This is a genomic window from Arthrobacter sp. MMS24-T111 (genome assembly GCF_054888995.1).
Genome location: NZ_JBTZRO010000001.1, coordinates 328,333 through 345,354 on the forward strand (window position 1 = coordinate 328,333; position 17,022 = coordinate 345,354).

General features: G+C 67.9%; 14 protein-coding genes, 2 pseudogenes and 1 riboswitch. Of the genes and pseudogenes, 2 read left to right on the forward strand and 14 right to left on the reverse strand.

Features of this window, described 5'->3' with window-relative positions:
* Positions 1–11: 11 nt before the first annotated feature.
* Positions 12–172: riboswitch (cyclic di-AMP (ydaO/yuaA leader) on the forward strand.
* A 5-nt stretch (positions 173–177) separates the two neighbouring features.
* The gene (locus tag ACX5I6_RS01455) at positions 178–885 is read left to right on the forward strand and encodes an aggregation-promoting factor C-terminal-like domain-containing protein (protein WP_461839204.1); all 708 of its coding nucleotides are present in this window, start codon (positions 178–180) and stop codon (positions 883–885) included.
* A 67-nt stretch (positions 886–952) separates the two neighbouring features.
* On the opposite strand, the gene ACX5I6_RS01460 is transcribed toward ACX5I6_RS01455, so the two are convergent.
* Genes ACX5I6_RS01460 through ACX5I6_RS01470 form a run of 3 tightly spaced genes read right to left on the reverse strand, consistent with a single transcriptional unit; the run spans position 953 to position 2,850 of the window.
* Positions 953–1,354 (reverse strand): glyoxalase superfamily protein, encoded by a 402-nt coding sequence (locus tag ACX5I6_RS01460; protein ID WP_109044757.1) that lies wholly within the window; start codon positions 1,352–1,354, stop codon positions 953–955.
* A gap of 44 nt (positions 1,355–1,398) precedes the next feature.
* Positions 1,399–2,034 (reverse strand): uracil phosphoribosyltransferase, encoded by a 636-nt coding sequence (gene upp / locus ACX5I6_RS01465; RefSeq protein WP_109044758.1) that lies wholly within the window; start codon positions 2,032–2,034, stop codon positions 1,399–1,401.
* Positions 2,035–2,046: 12 nt separating this feature from the next.
* The gene (locus ACX5I6_RS01470) at positions 2,047–2,850 is read right to left on the reverse strand and encodes a phosphatase PAP2 family protein (protein WP_461839205.1); all 804 of its coding nucleotides are present in this window, start codon (positions 2,848–2,850) and stop codon (positions 2,047–2,049) included.
* A gap of 55 nt (positions 2,851–2,905) precedes the next feature.
* Between ACX5I6_RS01470 and ACX5I6_RS01475 the strand changes: the two genes are divergently transcribed.
* A complete protein-coding gene (locus tag ACX5I6_RS01475) occupies positions 2,906–3,412 on the forward strand; it encodes a nucleoside deaminase (RefSeq protein ID WP_285242263.1) in 507 nt (168 codons plus the stop codon).
* 100 nt (positions 3,413–3,512) lie between these two features.
* On the opposite strand, the gene ACX5I6_RS01480 is transcribed toward ACX5I6_RS01475, so the two are convergent.
* From ACX5I6_RS01480 to ACX5I6_RS01530, 11 genes and pseudogenes are all read right to left on the reverse strand, one after another.
* Entirely contained in the window at positions 3,513–4,595 is a 1,083-nt protein-coding gene (locus tag ACX5I6_RS01480; RefSeq protein WP_461839206.1) for a glycosyltransferase family 4 protein, read from the reverse strand.
* A 2-nt stretch (positions 4,596–4,597) separates the two neighbouring features.
* Positions 4,598–4,993, reverse strand: coding sequence for a 6-pyruvoyl trahydropterin synthase family protein (locus tag ACX5I6_RS01485; protein WP_461839207.1), 396 nt, complete (start codon positions 4,991–4,993; stop codon positions 4,598–4,600).
* Between the two features lie 8 nt (positions 4,994–5,001).
* Positions 5,002–6,036, reverse strand: a complete 1,035-nt coding sequence (locus tag ACX5I6_RS01490; RefSeq protein ID WP_461839208.1) for a zinc-dependent alcohol dehydrogenase — start codon at positions 6,034–6,036, stop codon at positions 5,002–5,004.
* A gap of 152 nt (positions 6,037–6,188) precedes the next feature.
* Complete coding sequence (locus ACX5I6_RS01495; RefSeq protein ID WP_461839209.1) at positions 6,189–7,814, reverse strand: HNH endonuclease signature motif containing protein; 1,626 nt, start codon at positions 7,812–7,814, stop codon at positions 6,189–6,191.
* A 192-nt stretch (positions 7,815–8,006) separates the two neighbouring features.
* Entirely contained in the window at positions 8,007–8,654 is a 648-nt protein-coding gene (locus ACX5I6_RS01500; RefSeq protein ID WP_461839210.1) for a uracil-DNA glycosylase, read from the reverse strand.
* 21 nt (positions 8,655–8,675) lie between these two features.
* Positions 8,676–9,656: pseudogene (locus ACX5I6_RS01505) on the reverse strand (aldo/keto reductase).
* A gap of 134 nt (positions 9,657–9,790) precedes the next feature.
* Positions 9,791–12,615, reverse strand: a pseudogene (locus ACX5I6_RS01510) (molybdopterin-dependent oxidoreductase).
* Between the two features lie 2 nt (positions 12,616–12,617).
* Positions 12,618–13,547: an FAD binding domain-containing protein gene (locus tag ACX5I6_RS01515; RefSeq protein ID WP_461839211.1), complete on the reverse strand. Its 930-nt coding sequence runs from the start codon at positions 13,545–13,547 to the stop codon at positions 12,618–12,620.
* A complete protein-coding gene (locus ACX5I6_RS01520) occupies positions 13,538–14,761 on the reverse strand; it encodes an XdhC family protein (RefSeq protein ID WP_461839212.1) in 1,224 nt (407 codons plus the stop codon). The genes ACX5I6_RS01515 and ACX5I6_RS01520 overlap by 10 nt, the downstream gene beginning before the upstream one ends.
* 100 nt (positions 14,762–14,861) lie before the next feature.
* A complete protein-coding gene (locus ACX5I6_RS01525; protein WP_461839213.1) occupies positions 14,862–16,391 on the reverse strand; it encodes an NCS2 family permease in 1,530 nt (509 codons plus the stop codon).
* A gap of 14 nt (positions 16,392–16,405) precedes the next feature.
* Entirely contained in the window at positions 16,406–16,900 is a 495-nt protein-coding gene (locus tag ACX5I6_RS01530; RefSeq protein ID WP_018761064.1) for a nucleoside deaminase, read from the reverse strand.
* Between the last annotated feature and the right edge of the window lie 122 nt (positions 16,901–17,022).

The following is a 17,022-nucleotide window of genomic DNA, read 5'->3' on the forward strand; positions in this document are numbered from 1 at the left end:
TTGACGCCAAGCTCTGCCGCTTCCCGGATTCCGCTTGAGCAACGGCAGAGGCGGGGGACCCACCGTCCCGGGCAATGATTGCCCTTGGGGTTAAGCCAGCACGTGTTTTTTCCGTGCGGCCGGATGCCCTCATCCGAACCCGACAGCTAACTCCGCAGGTGTGAGAGGCGATCAATCATGTCTAAATCCATGGCAAAACCATGCCTGCAAACCAAGGCAAAACATCGGGCCAAACCCCAGCCCGCCAAAAAGACCACCGTGGGCCGGCGTGTTGCGGTCCTCGCTGCATCATGCGCAGTGCTGGTTGGCGTTGGCGCGGCAGGCCAGGCGACCAACAGCATGACCCAGGCGTCGTCCACCGGGTCAAGCGCTTCCACGTCGGCGGCGGATGCCCAGATGAGCATCGAGAAGAGCGAAATCCGGTCCAACCCGGCCGCTAATCCTGCTCCTTCCGCCATCAGCGTGGCACCGCAGGCCGCGGAGCCGGCCCCCGCGCCCGCTCCCGCCGCCCCGCCGGCTGAAGCACCCGCCCCGGCACCGGCCCCCGCACCTGCGCCTGCTCCCGTCGTCGCGGTTAACGATCCCGCGGGCGCCCAGGCCTACGCCGCCAGCCAGCTGTCCTCCTTCGGCTGGGGACCGGACCAGATGCAGTGCCTGCAGACGCTGTGGACCAAGGAATCCGATTGGACCACCACCGCCACCAACGCCAGCAGCGGCGCGTACGGCATCGTCCAGTCGCTGCCTGCGGAGAAGATGGCCAGCGCAGGGGCCGACTACCTGACCAACTACCGCACGCAGATCAACTGGGGCCTGGACTACATCAAGAAGAGCTACGCCTCGCCCTGCGGTGCGTTGAACTTCCACCTGGCACACAACTGGTACTAGGCACCCCCAGCACCAGGCACAACGCAAACCGCGGGCCGCATCACGTTGATGCGGCCCGCGGTTTGCGTTAACCGGCGCCCTGGACGTCGCCGGGCCCGGCGTTCCGCCATGGGATGTACTGGACAGACCACTTATTGCCGTCCGGATCGGCGAAATACAGGAAATGGCCCCACTGCTGCACATCCACGTCGCTGACGTCCACGCCGTTGCCCTTGAGCTGGCGGTGGGCAGCCTCGATGTCGCTGACCACCAGCTGCAGGTTGGAGCCGGTGCCCGGCGGAGCGTCGGTGAGCCCTTCGCCGATGCAGATGGAGCAGGCGGAGCCGGGCGGCGTCAGCTGCACGAAGCGGATCGACTCCGAGGGTCGTTCGTCGTAGTCGGCGTTGAAGCCAACCTTGTTGACGTAGAAATCCTTGGCACGGTCAACGTCGGATACAGGGACAAAGACAAGTTCAAGTTTCCAGTCCATCCGCACAGGGTAGCGGCGGGAACCGTTTTGAAAAAGGGTGGAACCTACCCGGCGATGCCGTACAGGCGGTCGCCGGCGTCGCCCAGGCCAGGGACGATGTAGGACTTCTCGTTGAGCTTCTCGTCGATGGAGGCCAGCACGATGTGCACATTGGCGTCGCCCAGTTCTTCCTCCAGCTTGGCCAGGCCCTCCGGGGCTGCCAGCAGGCAAATGCAGGTGACGTCGGAGGCGCCGCGCTTGAAGAGGAACTTGATGGCCTCACGCAGGGTCCCGCCGGTGGCCAGCATCGGGTCCAGGACGAAGACCTGGCGGCCGGTGAGGTCCTCGGGAAGGCGTTCGGCATACGTGATGATGTCCAGGGTTTCCTCGTCCCGGGCCATGCCCAGGAAGCCCACCTCAGCGGTGGGAACCAGCTTGGTCATGCCTTCCAGCATGCCCAGGCCGGCGCGCAGGATGGGTACCACCAGCGGGGTGGGTTTGGTGAACGCGGTGCCGACCGTGGTGCTGACGGGCGTCTGGATGGTCACGGGCTCGGTGCGGACCTCCCGCGTGGCCTCATAGGCCAGGAGGGTCACCAGCTCTTCCGTCAGCTGGCGGAAGACCGGCGACGGCGTGTTTTTGTCCCGCAGGACGGTGAGCTTATGGGCGACCAAGGGGTGGTCAACAACGAGAGTGCGCATCCCCTAAAACTATCATCCGGCGCTGCCTTTACCGGGCCCGGAGGAACCGCCGTCGTGCAGTTCCTCCGCCACGACGTCGCGCACAATGGGACGGTCGAACGACGGCGCGGCACCCACGTGTTCCCGCCTGCGGACAATGTGGAACAGCCGGTGGGCCATGATCACCACACCCACCCAGGTGAGCCCCAGCAGCCAGCCGGCCATGACGTCCGTGAGCCAGTGGTGGCCCAGGAAGACCCGGCTCAAACCCATGGCGATGATGAACACCGCGCCCGCTGTGATGGCCAGGACCCGGACGCGCATGGCGTCGAACTGGAGGCAGATCAGATAGACCACCAGGCTGATCACCACGGTGGTGTTGAGGGTATGCCCGCTCGGGAACGACGGGGAATCCTCGTACGGCGGAACGGCGTCAGCGTGATCCGGACGCGTGCGTCCCACCAGCTTCTTGCCGAGGGTGGTGGCGGTAATGGACACGGCTGCGGCGCCGCCGATCAGGACCAGAGGACGCCAGTTGCGGCTGAGGAAGGTCAGCCACGCGGTGAGGATGCTGGCCAGGATGGGCATTCCGATGCCACCCCCGATATTGGTGAACCCGGTGACAAATGCGTCGAGCCCGGGGCTGCGGAGGCTCTCGGACAGGGCAAGCGCCGGCTTGTCCAGGTTGGCCAGCCCGGCGGAGTCCACCACGTTGTCATACACCTCGGCGCCCAGCAGGGCGAGGGAGACGATGACAACACCGCCCACGAGGATGGTGAGGACCAGCGCCGCGTAGGGTTTGAACCAGGTCCCCAAGCGGTCCCGAAGCGTATCCATGGTGCCTCCCGGCATCGGTAAGTAACCTGAGTATCCCCGAAACTATCATTGAGCCATGCCGTTGCCCGAAAAGAAACACGACGCCTGGATGGGCCTTGCCCTCGCGGAGGCGCACCGCGCCCTCGCCACGGAGGACGTGCCCATCGGCGCCGTGGTCATCGGGCCCGACGGCGGGGTGCTGGGTTCCGGCCGGAACCAGCGTGAGGAGCTGGGTGACCCAACAGCCCACGCCGAGGTGGTGGCTATCCGGGAAGCTGCCGCACGGTTGCAGGAACGGGCCAGGCTCGACGGCGGCCGGGGCGACGGCTGGCGGCTCTCAGACTGCACGTTGGTGGTCACCCTGGAACCCTGCGCCATGTGCGCGGGCGCGATCGTCCTGGCCAGGATCCCCCGGGTGGTTTTCGGGGCGTGGGACGAGAAAGCCGGTGCCGCAGGATCCGTGTTCGACATCCTGCGCGAACGGCGGCTCAATCATTGGGTTGAGGTGTACCCGGGCGTCCGCGAGGAAGAGTGCGCCCGGTTGCTGCGCGAGTTCTTCGCGGCACACCGCAGCAGCCTTTAGCGCGTCCCGGCGGGCATCTTTACCTCGGCGGGTTTCCGGCAGTCGGCGGCGGGCATCCTGTCCGCGGCGCATTTCAGTCAGTCTGCGGCTGCGCGTGCCGTCAGTCCCCCGCTGCCACCAGCGCCACCATGGCCTGGGCCGTCCTACTCCAGCCGGGGAGATCCTGCCGGGCCTCCGCCGCGGCTGCGCGCCAGCCCTCGCGGACCCGCGCGTCCTCGAGCCACTGCCGCAGGACCGCAGCCAGCCGGCCGGGACTCTCCTGGCCCCCGACGGTCAGGGGAACCGCTGCCCCCGGAAGTCTTGGCCCGCCGTCGGACGTTTCCAGTCCGGCGAGGGTGAGCGCCTCCACCGCGCCCGTGCCTGCCCTGACCAGCGCGGGGATGCCGTGGGCCAGGCTCTCGGTGACGGCCATCCCGAAGGCTTCCGTCCGTGACACCAGCAACGTCAGGTCGGTCCGGGCCCACTGTGCCTCCAACGGTTCGCCGGTGAGCTCGCCGGTCAGCCGCACCCGCTCCTGCAGACCGTTCCCGGCAACCGCAGCCTGGACTGCCTGCGCATACACCGGATCGGCTTGGTCCGACCCCACGAGCGACGCAGTCCAGTCAAGATCCCGGACCCGGCCCAGGGCCTGGACCGTGAGCAGCTGGTCCTTGTTGGGCAGGAGCGCCGCGACGACGGCAAGGTGGGGCGGCGTGGAACCGGACGCGAGGGGTGCCGGCTCCACGCCGGGGAGGACAACCCGCGCTTGCGGGAGCCCTCGTTTGCGGAGCTCGTTTGCCGCAGATGTGCTGGTGCAGATGACGCCGGTTGCGGCGCGCAAGGCCCTGGCTTCGCGGACAAGGGCCCGGCTGCCTGCATCTTCCGGCACGGGCATATGCACCAGGACCCATGTTTGTCGGCCGGCTTTCGCAGCGAATTCCAGTTCGTCCGGAGCTTCCACGGCCACCAGCCCATCCACGATCGCCACAGGCTGCCCGGGATGTGTTTCCGGGTCCCACGCCCCGAGGAGGGCGCCCAGCCGGCGTCGTTCGTGTGCGCCCGCATCCGGCCAGGTGCCCTCCACGGCAATGACCTCAACCCCGGCACCCAACGCCTGGAGGCCGGCAACCAGCCGCGCGTTGTAGACGTTGCCGCCCGAGCTGTGGCGGATATTGCCCGGGACGAACAGCCGGAGGGGGCGCACGGTCAGTCGGACAGGTCCAAGGCGCAGGTGGCCCAGGCGTCCGGATTTTCCCGGAGGGTGACGTCGATTCCCGCCAGTTCGGGGCCGTCTGCGGTGTCCTTGACACTGGCCGCCACCTTCCGGGCGATGTACTCGGCCAGGGCCTCCGTGGTGGTGAGCTTGCCCTCGAAATCCGGGTGCTCGTCCAGGTTTCGGTAGTTCAGGCCGCCCAGCACGTCCTCGATGATGGTCCCGGCGGCTCCAATGTCCAGCACGATCGCGTCCGGGTTCAGGGCACGACGCCGGAAGCTCACCTCAGCGACGAATGTTGCGCCGTGCAGTGCTTGTGCGGGCCCGAAGGCCTCGCGGGGAAGGCTGTGGGCGATCATGAAGTGGCGGCGGACGGTCAAGCTGAACATTGGCTACCTTACGTTTCGGAGTTGTGGGTTACTTGGGTGGGGGCCGGGTTGCCGGAAGGGTATTCGACCACGTGGCACAGGGCTTCCAGCGTGCCGTCGGACAGGCTCTGGACCACCTCCGGAAGGTCCTCGAACCGGGACGAACCGGTCAGGAACGCATCGAATACAGGGTCCTTGAGCAGCGATACGGCAAGGTTGAGGCGGTCCGCATTGGTGCGGCGGTGGCGCCGGGACCGGGCCACCATGCCTACCTGGCTGGCCCTGATGGACAGCCTGCGCGCATGGAAATCCTCACCCAACGGTATGGTCACCGTCCTGTTGGCGTACCAGGACATCTCGATGACATCACAGTCGTCGCCGACGAGCTGGAGGCTGCGTTCCAGTCCTTCCTGCGAGGCGGAGCAGTGGATGACGATGTCGCAGTCAGCCAAGGCATCGTCGGGATGGACGAAGTCGACACCGATCGCATCGGCCAGCTGCTTCCTGCCCGGGTCCAGGTCCACCAGTTGCAGGCGCTCCAGCGGGAACGTGCGCAACAGGGTGGCCACCATGCCACCCACCAGGCCCGCGCCGACGACCGCAACCCGGTCCCCCAGGCGCGGCCCAGCCTCCCACAGGGCGTTGACTGCGGTTTCGACCGTGCCGGTCAACACCGCTCGCCGGGACGGGACATCGTCCGGGATCCGCGTCAGTGACTCCAGCGGCACCACATAGCGGTCCTGGTGCGGGCTCAGGCAGAACACGCGCGCGCCCTTCCAGTCCTCTGGCCCCTCCTCCACAACGCCAACGGAGAGGTAGCCGAATTTTACCGGCCCGGGGAACTCCCCTTCCTGGTGCGGGGCGCGCATCTGCCCAGCGACCCGGGGCGGAACAGCGCCGGCGTGGACTACCATTTCGGTGCCCCTGCTGATGCCGGAGTAGAGGGCACGGACCAACACCTCGCCGGGACCGGGTGCGGGCATTTCTTCGGGCCTGAGCTCGCCGTGCTGCTTTGCGGTGGTCCAGTATGCGGTTGCGTGGATCGGAGGCTGTGGATTCATCATCTTGCTGATGAATCTAGCCCGACGTGCACGCGCCGGGAAAGTCCGACGGCGCGTGGCGGCGTTTCCGGTCACCGTTCCGTTTGGGAAGAGGCGGGTGAACGGCCCGGCGGATCGAGTGCGCACCGCAGCTTGGGCGTGGGGCTTCATGCGGCCTAAGCAGAGGGCGGGTGGAGAATGCGGTCCAGGCACGCTTCGGCCAGCGAGTAGTCGATTCTGCTCAGGTCCGCGACGCTGAAGGGCACTCTTTGCAGGGGCCTTGGCTCTGCTCTTTCCAGCTCCGGCGCCGTCCTGTCGTGGTCGACGAATCCCGGTGGCCACACGGGTGGTTGCCAGTCTTGGTGTTCGCTGTGGTAGTGGCGGCCGGCCGGTGAGGTCCAGCCCGGTGGTTCGGTTTTGCTGGCCGGGGTGGGTTTCCAACCGGTGGTATGCCGGAGCCGGTGGTGTTTCGGGCAGGGCTGTCCCAGGTTGCTGACTCCGGTGGTCCCACCGTTGGCCCAGGCCAGGATGTGATCGGCCTCCGTGTCCAGTGAGCTGTTGCTGCACCTCGGGAACGGGCACTTACCATCCCGGAGCCGGAGCCAGTTCCGCATCGCCTTGCCCACCCGGTAACTGGTCCTGCCGATCTCGAGCGGTGCCCCGTCCCGCGGGTCCACGAGCACCCGGTAAAACGAGGCCGCCCCCTCAGCGACCAACCGACGGGCCATCGACGGCGGAATCGGCCCGTACCCATCCAGCACCGCCGCCTCATCCGTCAACCCCAGCAACGAAAACACCGGCACGGTCACCAACACCTGCGCCCGGACCGCATCAGGCGGGACGTCGGCGGGCCTCTCGAAGTTTTCGGGGCCGGTGCAACTTTCGCCTGGCCCCGCGTCTACCCTCCCGACCGCCTGTCCCGTGCTCAGACCCTCAGCACCACCTCCGCCACCGCCTCCGGTACCGCTCCCTGTGGCGCGGCCGGGGGCGAGCCCCTTGGTAAGGATCGCTGCGGCAAACACGTCGGCCCGGAGCTGGGTGAGGGTCCTGGCCTCGCCCGGGCCCTGCACGCCCCGGGCAACAGCGGTGAGCCGATTCCACCCCGCCGCCGCCTGGTCCGCGGGCAGGTACGCCCCCAGCCAGGCCATCCCGTCCCGGTCCGGCCGGTACTCCACCCGCCGGTCCACCACCCCCGTGGCGTGGCGCTGCTCGATACTCCCGGCATGGTGGCGTTCCCGCCAAACCCTGGCCTTGGCCCGGAACCGGTGCGCCGGCAACTCCCCCACCGCACACCCCCGCACCGGATCCGGTGCATCGGGGTCCAGGAAATGGGCCTCCAACCCCGCCGCCCCCGCAGCATCCAGCCCGGCCGTTTCATCGGCCATCACCGTGGCGTGCTGCCAGGACAGGGTCCCGTTGTTCAAAGCAGCCGCAGTCCGCGGCAACCCCTTGACCACAGCCTGCGAGGTGGCCAGGAACGCCCCCGCCGCCCGCGGCCCCAGCGCCAGCACACACCCGACCTCCGCCGCGACCGCCATCTCCTGCGCCACCACCGGCACCCCCGGCCCCGCCACAACACCGGCAGCATCCGTAAACGCCACCGCAGCCCGCGCCTTCAAACCAGCGACCCTCGCCTCCACCTCACGGACACCGGCCAGAACATCAAGACACCCGTCCACCAACCCAGCCAACGGATCAGCAGCACAGAACGGCTCCGCGCCACACCCGTCCACCTCGGCAACCAGCACGGCAAGGGCAGCACGAACATCCGCCAATGCCTCCACCACCGCCGCTTTCCCCATAAACCCATCATGGCAACGGGGTACGACATCTAAGGGGCCGAGATGAGGGCCGCGCACGACAACCAGGCGCCCAAAGAAGGCAGATTCGGTTTCGGCAGGCTCAACCACCAGGTTTCGGGTTTCGACAAGCCCAGGTGCCAGGTTCGACAAGCCCACCCACCGGGGGTTCGGCAGGCTCAACCACCGGTGCCCTCAACCACCAGCGGCGAGCAATTCCTGCAGCCCTTGTTTGAAGCCGGAGCGGCCGCCGTGGGCCGGATGCCTGATTTTTGGCGCCGCCACCCCACTGCGTTCCAGGCTGTTCTGGGCCACGTTGCCCACCGCCACGATGGAGCTGATACCGAATAATCCGGCCAGTTCCTTCCAGAAGGGCGTGCCGAGTTTGGTTTCGGACGGCTTGGGCGTGCGGTTGGACCACGGCTTTCCGGGTTGGTGCGGGTGCCAGGGGAAGGCACTCCACAGCAGTGGGAGAAAATTCACTTCTTCCAGGACCTGCCACAGCACCGTTGCTGTCGGCTCGGCAGCCACCCCAACAGCTTCGGGCGGCACAACGTACCCCTTGCCCGGGCCGAAGAGCCCAAAGCTGTTTGCCGGGCCTTCCAGGATGGTCCGGTTGGTAAACGGAACGCCGGTAATGCGCATGCCCCTGAAGCCCGGCGCCTCCCCTACCAACAGCACGCCGGGCTGCCGGTCCCGCATTTCCTGCAGGTAAATCTCCAGGTTCCGGCGGCGTAGCGCATTCTCCGGCACGGCATCGGAGAAGAAGTTGGTGCAGGCCGGTCCAGTTTTCACGGATGCCAGCCGCTGCACGAACTCCTTGATGCCGCTGCCGGAACGCACGCCGATACCTGCGGACAGGTCTTACCAGCGCGGGTGGATGGCCTCGCGGAAGTAGTGGTCGTAGATCCAGCGGACGCCGTCGTCGAACTCCTTGCCGATGCTTACACCGGCCGCGGCGGCGTTGCCCTGGGCCTGCTCCACGTTGCGTGCGCCGGGAATGACGGAGCTGACGCCGTCCTGCGCCGCAATCCAGGCGATGGCGGCCTGTGCCGTGGTGGCCCCGGAGGGCACCAGTTGCTCGAACTCCGCCACCGCCTTCAGGCCCAGCTCAAAGTCGACGCCGGAGAAGGTCTCTCCCACGTCAAACGCTTCGCCGTGGCGGTTGTAGTTCCGGTGGTCGTTCTCCGCGAAGGTGGTGTCCTTCGAGTACTTGCCGGACAGCAGTCCGGAGGCGAGCGGCACCCGGGCAATGATGCCCACGCCGGCAGCCTTGGCCGCAGGGAGGACTTCATCCAGCGGCTTGAGCCGGAAGGCGTTCAGGATGATCTGGACCGATGCCGTTCCTTCGTGGCGGATCGCTTCCAGGGCCTCGTCCGTTCGTTCCACGCTGACACCCTAGTTGCGGATGGCGCCTTCGGCGACCAGCGTGTCCAGCGCGTCATACACCTCGTTGTTGCTGTAGACGGCAGTGGGCGGGCAGTGCAACTGGACCAGGTCGAGGGTTTCGGCGCCCAGGTTCTTCCGTGACCGGTCCACCCACTGGCGGAAATTGGCCAGTGAATAGTTTTCCGGCCGCTGCTCCATCCGGCGGCCCATCTTGGTGGCAACAGTGACGCCGTGCCCAGGGTTGTCCGCGAGGAACTTACCGATGGCCTGCTCGCTCTTTCCATCGCCATAGACATCGGCCGTGTCAAAGAAGGTGACGCCGGCCTCCACGGAGGCGGCGAGGATGGCCTGGGCCTGTGCCGGGTCCACGGTGCCCCAGTCCGCGCCAAGCTGCCAGGTGCCCAGCCCCACGATGGAGACGTTCCGTCCGGTCTTGCCTAAAATCCGCTGTTCCATCCCCTGACTATATGGGTTTGGCGCAAAGCTGGGTGAATCCTCCGAAGGAATTTACCTGCCCGGGCCGGGCAGGCCCCCACCCCTGCCCGCATCCATGGCTGTCTCGCCCGTCATGGCCACAAGCTACACCTGCATCACCGCACCACGCCCGCCTCAGCCGGAACGAGGCCTGCTTCCTTCAGTCCCAGGTAGATCCGGTCCCGGGCGATGGGAAGCTGTGCGAAGCGGACTCCTGTGGCGTTCCTGATGGCGTTGGCGAGCGCCGGGGCCACGGGGTTGAACGGACTCTCGCTCATCGATTTGGCGCCCAGCGGCCCCAGCTTGTCATTGGTGTCCGCGAAGTACACCTCGCTGCGCGGCACGTCCGCGAACGTGGGAATGTGGTACTGACGCAGGATGTCCGTGGTGACCTTGCCGTCGTCGTTCACCACCACTTCCTCGTAGAGCGTGGCACCAATGGCCTGGGCGATCCCGCCTTCGATCTGTCCACGGCACTGTCGCGGGTTCACCACCACGCCGGCGTCGGCCGCCTGGACGCTCTGCAGGATCTTCAGCTCGCCGGTGCCGCGGTTCACCGCCACCCGGAACCCGTGCACGTTGAAGGCAACCGAACGCGGCGTGCCGCCCCAGCGTCCCTCGGCGGCGAGGTCGACGCCGGCTTCCTCGGCGGCCTGCGCCAGCTCAGCAAGTGCCACGCGGGTTCCGTCGACCACCACGGCGTCGCCGTCGAGGACGCACGCGGAGGCCTGCGTTTGGCGGATGCCGGCCGCGAACGCCCGGATCCGGACGGCCAGTTCTTCGGCAGCTTCAAGGGTGGCCTTGCCGGCCACCACGGTTCCGGCCGAACCGAACGCGCCCGTGTCGTGCTCCACCAGGTCGGTATCCGATTGCCGCACCGCCACCCGGGATGCCTCCGTGGACAACGCCGTGGCGGCAAGCTGGGCATGCACCGTGGTGGTGCCGTTTCCGAACTCGGCGGTCCCGACGTCGGCCTGGTACGTTCCGTCCGGCAGGAGCCGGAGCCGGGCATGGGCAAAGTGGCCGCGCGGCGGGACGGTATCGATCATGGAGAGGGCCGCTCCTTCGCCCACCATCCAGTCCGGTCCGAGGTCTTCAAGGCCGGCCTGCCGGTAGCGTTCGCTGCCCCGGTCCAGGGCGTCCCGGACCAGGTCCAGGCACTCGTCCAAACCGTAGCTTCCGTAGTGGACGTCCTCCTCCGGCTGGGGCTGGGTGGAGAGCATGTGGTCCCCTTCGCGGACCATGTTCCGGCGGCGGAACTCGAGCGGATCCATCCCGATCCCGGCGGCCAGCTCATCCATCGCGGACTCGATCGCAAAAATCATCTGGCTCAGGCCGTAGCCGCGGAACGCGCCGGCAGGGACGGTGTTCGTGTAGACCGACCGGGCGTCCACCTTCTTGTTGGCGCACCTGTAGACTGCCAGCGATTCACCGCAACCATGGAACATGACGCCCGGGCCGTGGTTGCCATAGGCGCCGGTGTTGGTCACCACGTCAAGTTGCAGGGCTGTCAGCCGGCCGTCCTTGGCGGCACCGGCTTTCAGCTTGATGGTGAAGGGGTGCCGGGTTGTGGTGGCGGTGAACTGTTCCGTGCGGGTCAGTTCCAGCTGGACCGGCCGCTTCAGTTTCAGGGCCGCGAGCGCCACGAGGTCCTCGGTGAGGACTTCCTGCTTGCCGCCGAATCCGCCGCCCACGCGTCCGGCCACCACGTGCACGCGGTCCTCTTCGAGCCCGAACAGCCGGCACAGCGTGCGGCGGACCAGGAAGGGGACCTGGCTGGACGTGCGCACCTGCAGCCGCCCGTCGTCGTCTACGGTGGCGATGGCCGCATGGGTTTCCAGGGCGACGTGCTGGACGCGCTGGGTCTGATAAGTCTGTTCGTGGACGAAGTCGGCGGCGGCGAAGCCGTCGGCGACGTTGCCCAGTTCCGAGTGGAGTTCAGCCACCACGTTACGCTCCGGGCGGGAGATGCGCGCCTTCACGGCATCCTTGCCTCCGTGGACCAGGGGGGCACCAGGCAGCAGCGCTTCCTGCGGTGAGAAGACGGCGGGAAGTTCCTCATATTCCACCTGGAGTGCGCGGACGCCGGCTTCCGCGGCGGCGACCGATTCAGCCACGACGGCGGCCACCCGCTGCCCGATGAACCGCACCACGTCATCGAGCACCCGGGTATCGTCCGGGTCGTCGGTGAAGAGTTCGTGCTGGGCGGTGGAGAACAGCTGCTCCGGGGCGTCCTCGGAGGTGAAGACCGCCACCACGCCGGGCACGTTCAGCGCCGCGTCCTTGCCGATGGACAGCACCCGGGCGTGCGGGTGGGGGAACGGAGGATCTTCAGGTGCAGCAGTCCTTGCTGCTCCTCTTTGGGCAGGTCCAGGGTGTAGCGGGCAGCGCCCGTGACCACGGCGCGGCTGGCCGGCGCCGGGACGTCGTCACCCAGCCGGCCCGGCTCCGGATCCGGCTGCCCCTCCCCTGCGATGCCCGAGCCCGGCCCGGCTGGAGCCGGGTGCCCGGCGTGTCCGCAGACGGCGTCGGCGATGGCGCGGTAGCCCGTGCACCGGCAGAGGTTGCCTTTGAGGTTGCGGGGCAGGTTGTCCTTTTGGGCGTCGTCGAACGTGGCCGCCGTCATCACCATGCCGGCCGTGCAGAAGCCGCATTGGAAACCCTGGCGCTCCATGAACTGCTGCTGCACCGGATGCAGGCCGCCGCTGGTGGCATCGGCCAGCCCCTCAATGGTGGTGACCGAGTGCCCCTCGGCGCGGACGGCGGGATAGATGCAGCTGTGAACGGGCGTGCCGTCCACATGTACCGTGCACGCGCCGCAGTCGCCGCCGTCGCAGCCCTTCTTCACGCCGGTGTTGCCCTGCTCGCGCAGGAACGTCCGCAGGCATTGGCCCGGGCGGGGGTTTGCTTCGGACGCGGTGCCGTTGATCTCGATGGCCATGCTCAGGCCCCTTTCGGAAGTGCTGTGGAACCGGGAGCGGCGTCGCTCCGCGGCGGCCAGAAATCACCTGACACAGGCAGTCCGGACGTCCCCGCCGGCGCAGCGAGCTCGGCGCGGATCTCTTCGGCCAAACGGTAGGTCATGTCCCGGCGCCAGGCCGGCAGGCCATGGACGTCGTCGTGGTAAAGGTCTGCGGGAATGGCGTCCTCCACGGCAGCTGCCAGCCGGTCGGCATCGGGCAGGCCGTCGAACCGGAGCTGCACGGGCCGCTTGGTGGCCGCGGTGACGGTCAGGACCAGGGAGGTACCGGCGTCGAGCCGTCCGATCAGGACCACCCCGGACCTGCCCAGGTTGCTCAGAGACAGGCGGCGGAACGCCACCCGGGAGGAAAGGGCCGACGCCGGGAGGTGGACGCTGCGGAGCAACTCGCCCGGTGCCAGGCAGTTGGTGGCGTCACCGGTGACGAAGTCCGCCACGGGAACGGTCCGGCTGCCGCCGCCTGGAGCGAGGACCGTGGCCACGCCGTCCAGCCCGGCGCAGAGTGAAATGACGGGCCCGGCGGGGAGGGACGTACACAGGTTGCCGCCCACGGTGGACATGTTCCACACCTTGAACGAGGCAACGAAGGAATCGCAGCAGGCCCGGACCAGGTCCAGCCCGGGCCAGCCGCGGCCGTCCGCACGGGCCATGACAGGCAGGGTATACAGCTCGGCGATGGTGCAGGTGGCGGCGAGGCTGATGCCGTCGTCGCTGACGGTGATGGGAGTCCAGCCGGCTGAGCCGAGGTCCAGCAGCCGCTTGAGGGGTTCGGCCCCAAAGGCGTAGCTGCCGTAGGAGAAGAGGACCGTTCCGCCGGCCAGCCAGGCGTCGCCGTCGCGCCATTGTGCGGGGTCGGTGGTGCGGACCACCGCCTCGATGGTGTTCATGTCCATGCGATCTCCTGCGGGGTAAGGTCTGTGGGCGCCGTTGCCGGCGCGCGGTGGTGGATGGTGCCGGTGGTGTCGCGCAGCGGCGCGCAGGTGGCGTCGCGGCTGCGTGCTGCGATGAGCTCGGCGGTGACGGATACCGCCACCTCGGCGGGGGTGGTGGCGCCGAGATCCAGGCCGATGGGTGAGTGCAGCCGGGCAATCCGTTCCGGCAGGACTCCGGCGCTGAGGAGTTCCTCGATCCGCTGGAGGTGGCTGCGGCGCGATCCCATGGCGCCCACGTAGGCGAGGTCCAGGGCCAGCGCGGCCTCGAGCAGCGGAAGATCGAACTTGGGGTCATGGGTCAAGACGGCGGCTACGGTGCGGCCGTCCAGGCGGCCTGCGGCTGCTTCCGCCGCGAGATACCGGTGCGGCCAGTCCGCCACCACCTGGTCTGCGGCGGCGAACCGTGGCTGGCCGGCAAAAGCGGGCCGGGCATCCACCAGGGTCACGTGGTAGCCGAGCAGCTTGGCTGCCGGCACCAGGGCCGCCCCGAAGTCGTTTGCACCGAACACCAGCATGCGTGGCGGGGCGATCCGGGACTCCACCAGGACGGCGGGCTCCCCGGGCTGCCGGTTATGGCCCTCGCGGTCCGGCAGGCAATCCCCTGCCTGGACCAACGGGACCAGGCCGGCGCCGCCGCTGCGCAGGATGGATTCCACCCGACGCGCGGACTCCCCGTGCAGCAGCGGGGCCAGTTCCAGGGATACCGGTCCATGGTGCTGCGCCGGGTCCAGAAGCACGACGGCGGCGCCGCCCGGTGCGCCCAGCAGCCGTACCAGCGCCACGGGTTCGTCGTGGCCGAGGCCGGCGAGTTGCCGGACGGCCGCCCGGAGCGGTTGCTCCGGTTCACGGGGAACGGCTGCAGGAACCGGCTGGATGTGGATTTCCAGCTGTCCCCCGCAGGTGAGCCCGGCGGCGAAGGCATCGGCGGAACTGAAGCCGAAGACCCGGTGGCGCGGGCCGCCGTCGTCCATTGCCTCCTGGGCGAGCGCCACCACGGCGCCTTCCACGCAACCGCCGGAGAGGCTGCCGAGCACCTCACCGGATTCCGTGACGAGCATGGAGGTCCCCACAGGGCGCGGCACCGAACCCGAGGCGGCAACGATGGTGGCCACTGCGAACTGCTTCTCCGTGAGGCGGGGCAGCCAGGGGGCGAGCGAAGGGATCAGGTCAAGCATGGCGGCACTCCTTCTTCCGCGCGGCGGTGGTGTCCATTGTCTGTCCTGTCAGGGGCCGGGCCAAGGGTTGGCCCGGCCCCCTGTGTGGCTGGGGCAACGATCAGCCGCCCAGCAGGAGGTTGATCGGCCCGCGGGCGAAGTACACCAGGAACCCGGCGCTCACCACCCACATCAGCGGGTGGATCTTTTTCGCCTTGCCTGACGCCGCCCCGATGACCGCCCAGCTCACGAAGCCGACGCCGATGCCGTTGGCGATCGAGTAGCTCAGCGGCATGGTCACGATGGTGAGGAAGGCCGGCAGCGCCACGGTGAACTTGGTGAACTTGATCTCGCGGATCTGCGCCATCATCATGGCACCCACCACCACCAGGGCGGCAGCGGCGACTTCGAGCGGCACCACGCTGGTGAGCGGGGTGAGGAACATGGAGCCGAGAAACAAAAGGCCGGTGACCACTGATGCCAGGCCGGTCCGGGCGCCTTCGCCGATCCCTGCCGCGGAGTCGATGTACACCGTGTTGGACGAACCGGAGGTTGCCCCGCCCGCCACGGCGCCGAAGCCTTCGACGATGAAGGCGGATTTCAGCCGCGGGAACGTGCCGTCCTTGTGTGCGACGCCTGCGCTCTTGGCCAGGCCGGTCATGGTCCCCATGGCGTCGAAGAAGTTGGTGAACACCAGCGTGAACACCAGCATGGTGGCCGCAAGTCCGCCGATCCGGCTGAACGAACCAAAGAGGTCGAAGTGCCCCACCAGCCCCAGGTCGGGTGCGGAGACCAGCTGGCCGGACAGGACAGGGGTGTTCAGGTGCCAGCCGCCGGGGTTGGTGGTGCCGGCAGGACCCAGTTTCATGATGGCTTCCAAGACGGCGGCCAGCACGGTGGTGCCGACGATGCCGATGAGCAGCCCGCCCTGCACCTTGCGCGCCACGAGGATCCCCATGGCCAGGAGGCCGACGACGAACACCAGCGTTGGCACGGACGTGATGGAGCCGCCGTCGCCCAGTTGGACGGGCGGCCCGCCGGTGGTGGGGCGGACGAAGCCGGAGTCGACGAATCCGATGAAGGCGATGAACAGGCCGATGCCCACGGTGATGGCGGCCTTGAGTTCCTTGGGAACGGCCCTGAAGATCGCGGTCCGGGCGCCGGTGACGCCGAAGAGGACGATCAGGATGCCGTTGATGACCACCAGCCCCATGGCCTCGGGCCAGGTGACTTCGTGGATCACCGAGACGGCCAGGAAGGAGTTGATGCCCAGTCCGGCGGCGAGCCCGAACGGCAGGTTGGCGATGAGGCCGAACAGGATGGTCATGACGCCGGCGGTGAGGCCGGTGACGGCACCCACCTGGGATGCGGACAACCAGCCCCCGGCGACGTCGGTGGGGGCGTTGTCCGCGCTGAACCCGCCAAGGATGAGGGGGTTCAGGATGACGATGTACGCCATGGTGAAGAAGGTGACCAGGCCGCCCCGGAATTCCCGGGCAACGGTTGAGCCACGGCGGGTGATCTGGAAGAAGCGGTCCAGGAAGGATCCCGACGCCGGCGGGCCGGGTACGGATGGGGTACGCGGCGACCGCCGCGAGGTGCTGGTGGTTGGAGCCGGATGCTCCTCGTGGGAATGGTCCAGGATGGTCATCTCAGCCGCCCGGCCTAGTAGTCGATCCTGGATTCGAGCGTGTTCCAGGTATTGAACGGCTCCAACGGCGCAGGGGCCTGGGGATCGCCCAGTTCCAGCTTGGAGACCGGCATCAGGGAGTCCCTGTCCTGGTTTTCGAAGTATTCGTAGAAGACGGCGTCGTCGAAGCCCACGGAGGCGGCATCGTGCCGGTCGGCGGCGTAGACCACGCGGTCAACCCGGGCCCAGAGGGCGGAAGCCAGGCACATGGGGCATGGCTCGCAGCTGGTGTAGAGGACCGCGCCGCTGAGGTCGAAGGTGCCGAGTTCACGGCAGGCGGTGCGGATCGCGGTGACTTCGGCGTGGGCCGTGGGATCGTTGTCCGCGGTGACGCGGTTGACGCCGTCGAACGTTTTACCGTCCGCGGTGACGATCATGGCGCCGAAAGGGCCGCCGCTGTTCAGGACGTTGGCTGTTGCCAGCCGGATGGATCTGGCCAGGAACTGCTCGGCCGTGACGGTGGTACTCATGATGCGACTTCCTTTTGCCGGGAAGCCTGTTGCCGTGCAAGGACCAGTAAAACCAGGTGCGACGGTTACCAGGCTTCAGCATGTGCTGTGAAGGTTAAGTTGCGCCTGGTAGATAGCTTCCC

Excerpts from the sequence above, each read along its gene's own strand:
- ACX5I6_RS01455 (WP_461839204.1), top strand. The coding sequence starts at position 178 with ATGTCTAAATCCATGGCAAAACCATGCCTGCAAACCAAGGCAAAACAT.
- ACX5I6_RS01460 (WP_109044757.1), bottom strand. The coding sequence starts at position 1,354 with ATGGACTGGAAACTTGAACTTGTCTTTGTCCCTGTATCCGACGTTGAC.
- upp (WP_109044758.1), bottom strand. The coding sequence starts at position 2,034 with ATGCGCACTCTCGTTGTTGACCACCCCTTGGTCGCCCATAAGCTCACC.
- ACX5I6_RS01470 (WP_461839205.1), bottom strand. The coding sequence starts at position 2,850 with ATGGATACGCTTCGGGACCGCTTGGGGACCTGGTTCAAACCCTACGCG.
- ACX5I6_RS01475 (WP_285242263.1), top strand. The coding sequence starts at position 2,906 with ATGCCGTTGCCCGAAAAGAAACACGACGCCTGGATGGGCCTTGCCCTC.
- ACX5I6_RS01485 (WP_461839207.1), bottom strand. The coding sequence starts at position 4,993 with ATGTTCAGCTTGACCGTCCGCCGCCACTTCATGATCGCCCACAGCCTT.
- ACX5I6_RS01490 (WP_461839208.1), bottom strand. The coding sequence starts at position 6,036 with ATGATGAATCCACAGCCTCCGATCCACGCAACCGCATACTGGACCACC.
- ACX5I6_RS01495 (WP_461839209.1), bottom strand. The coding sequence starts at position 7,814 with ATGGGGAAAGCGGCGGTGGTGGAGGCATTGGCGGATGTTCGTGCTGCC.
- ACX5I6_RS01515 (WP_461839211.1), bottom strand. The coding sequence starts at position 13,547 with ATGGACATGAACACCATCGAGGCGGTGGTCCGCACCACCGACCCCGCA.
- ACX5I6_RS01520 (WP_461839212.1), bottom strand. The coding sequence starts at position 14,761 with ATGCTTGACCTGATCCCTTCGCTCGCCCCCTGGCTGCCCCGCCTCACG.
- ACX5I6_RS01525 (WP_461839213.1), bottom strand. The coding sequence starts at position 16,391 with ATGACCATCCTGGACCATTCCCACGAGGAGCATCCGGCTCCAACCACC.
- ACX5I6_RS01530 (WP_018761064.1), bottom strand. The coding sequence starts at position 16,900 with ATGAGTACCACCGTCACGGCCGAGCAGTTCCTGGCCAGATCCATCCGG.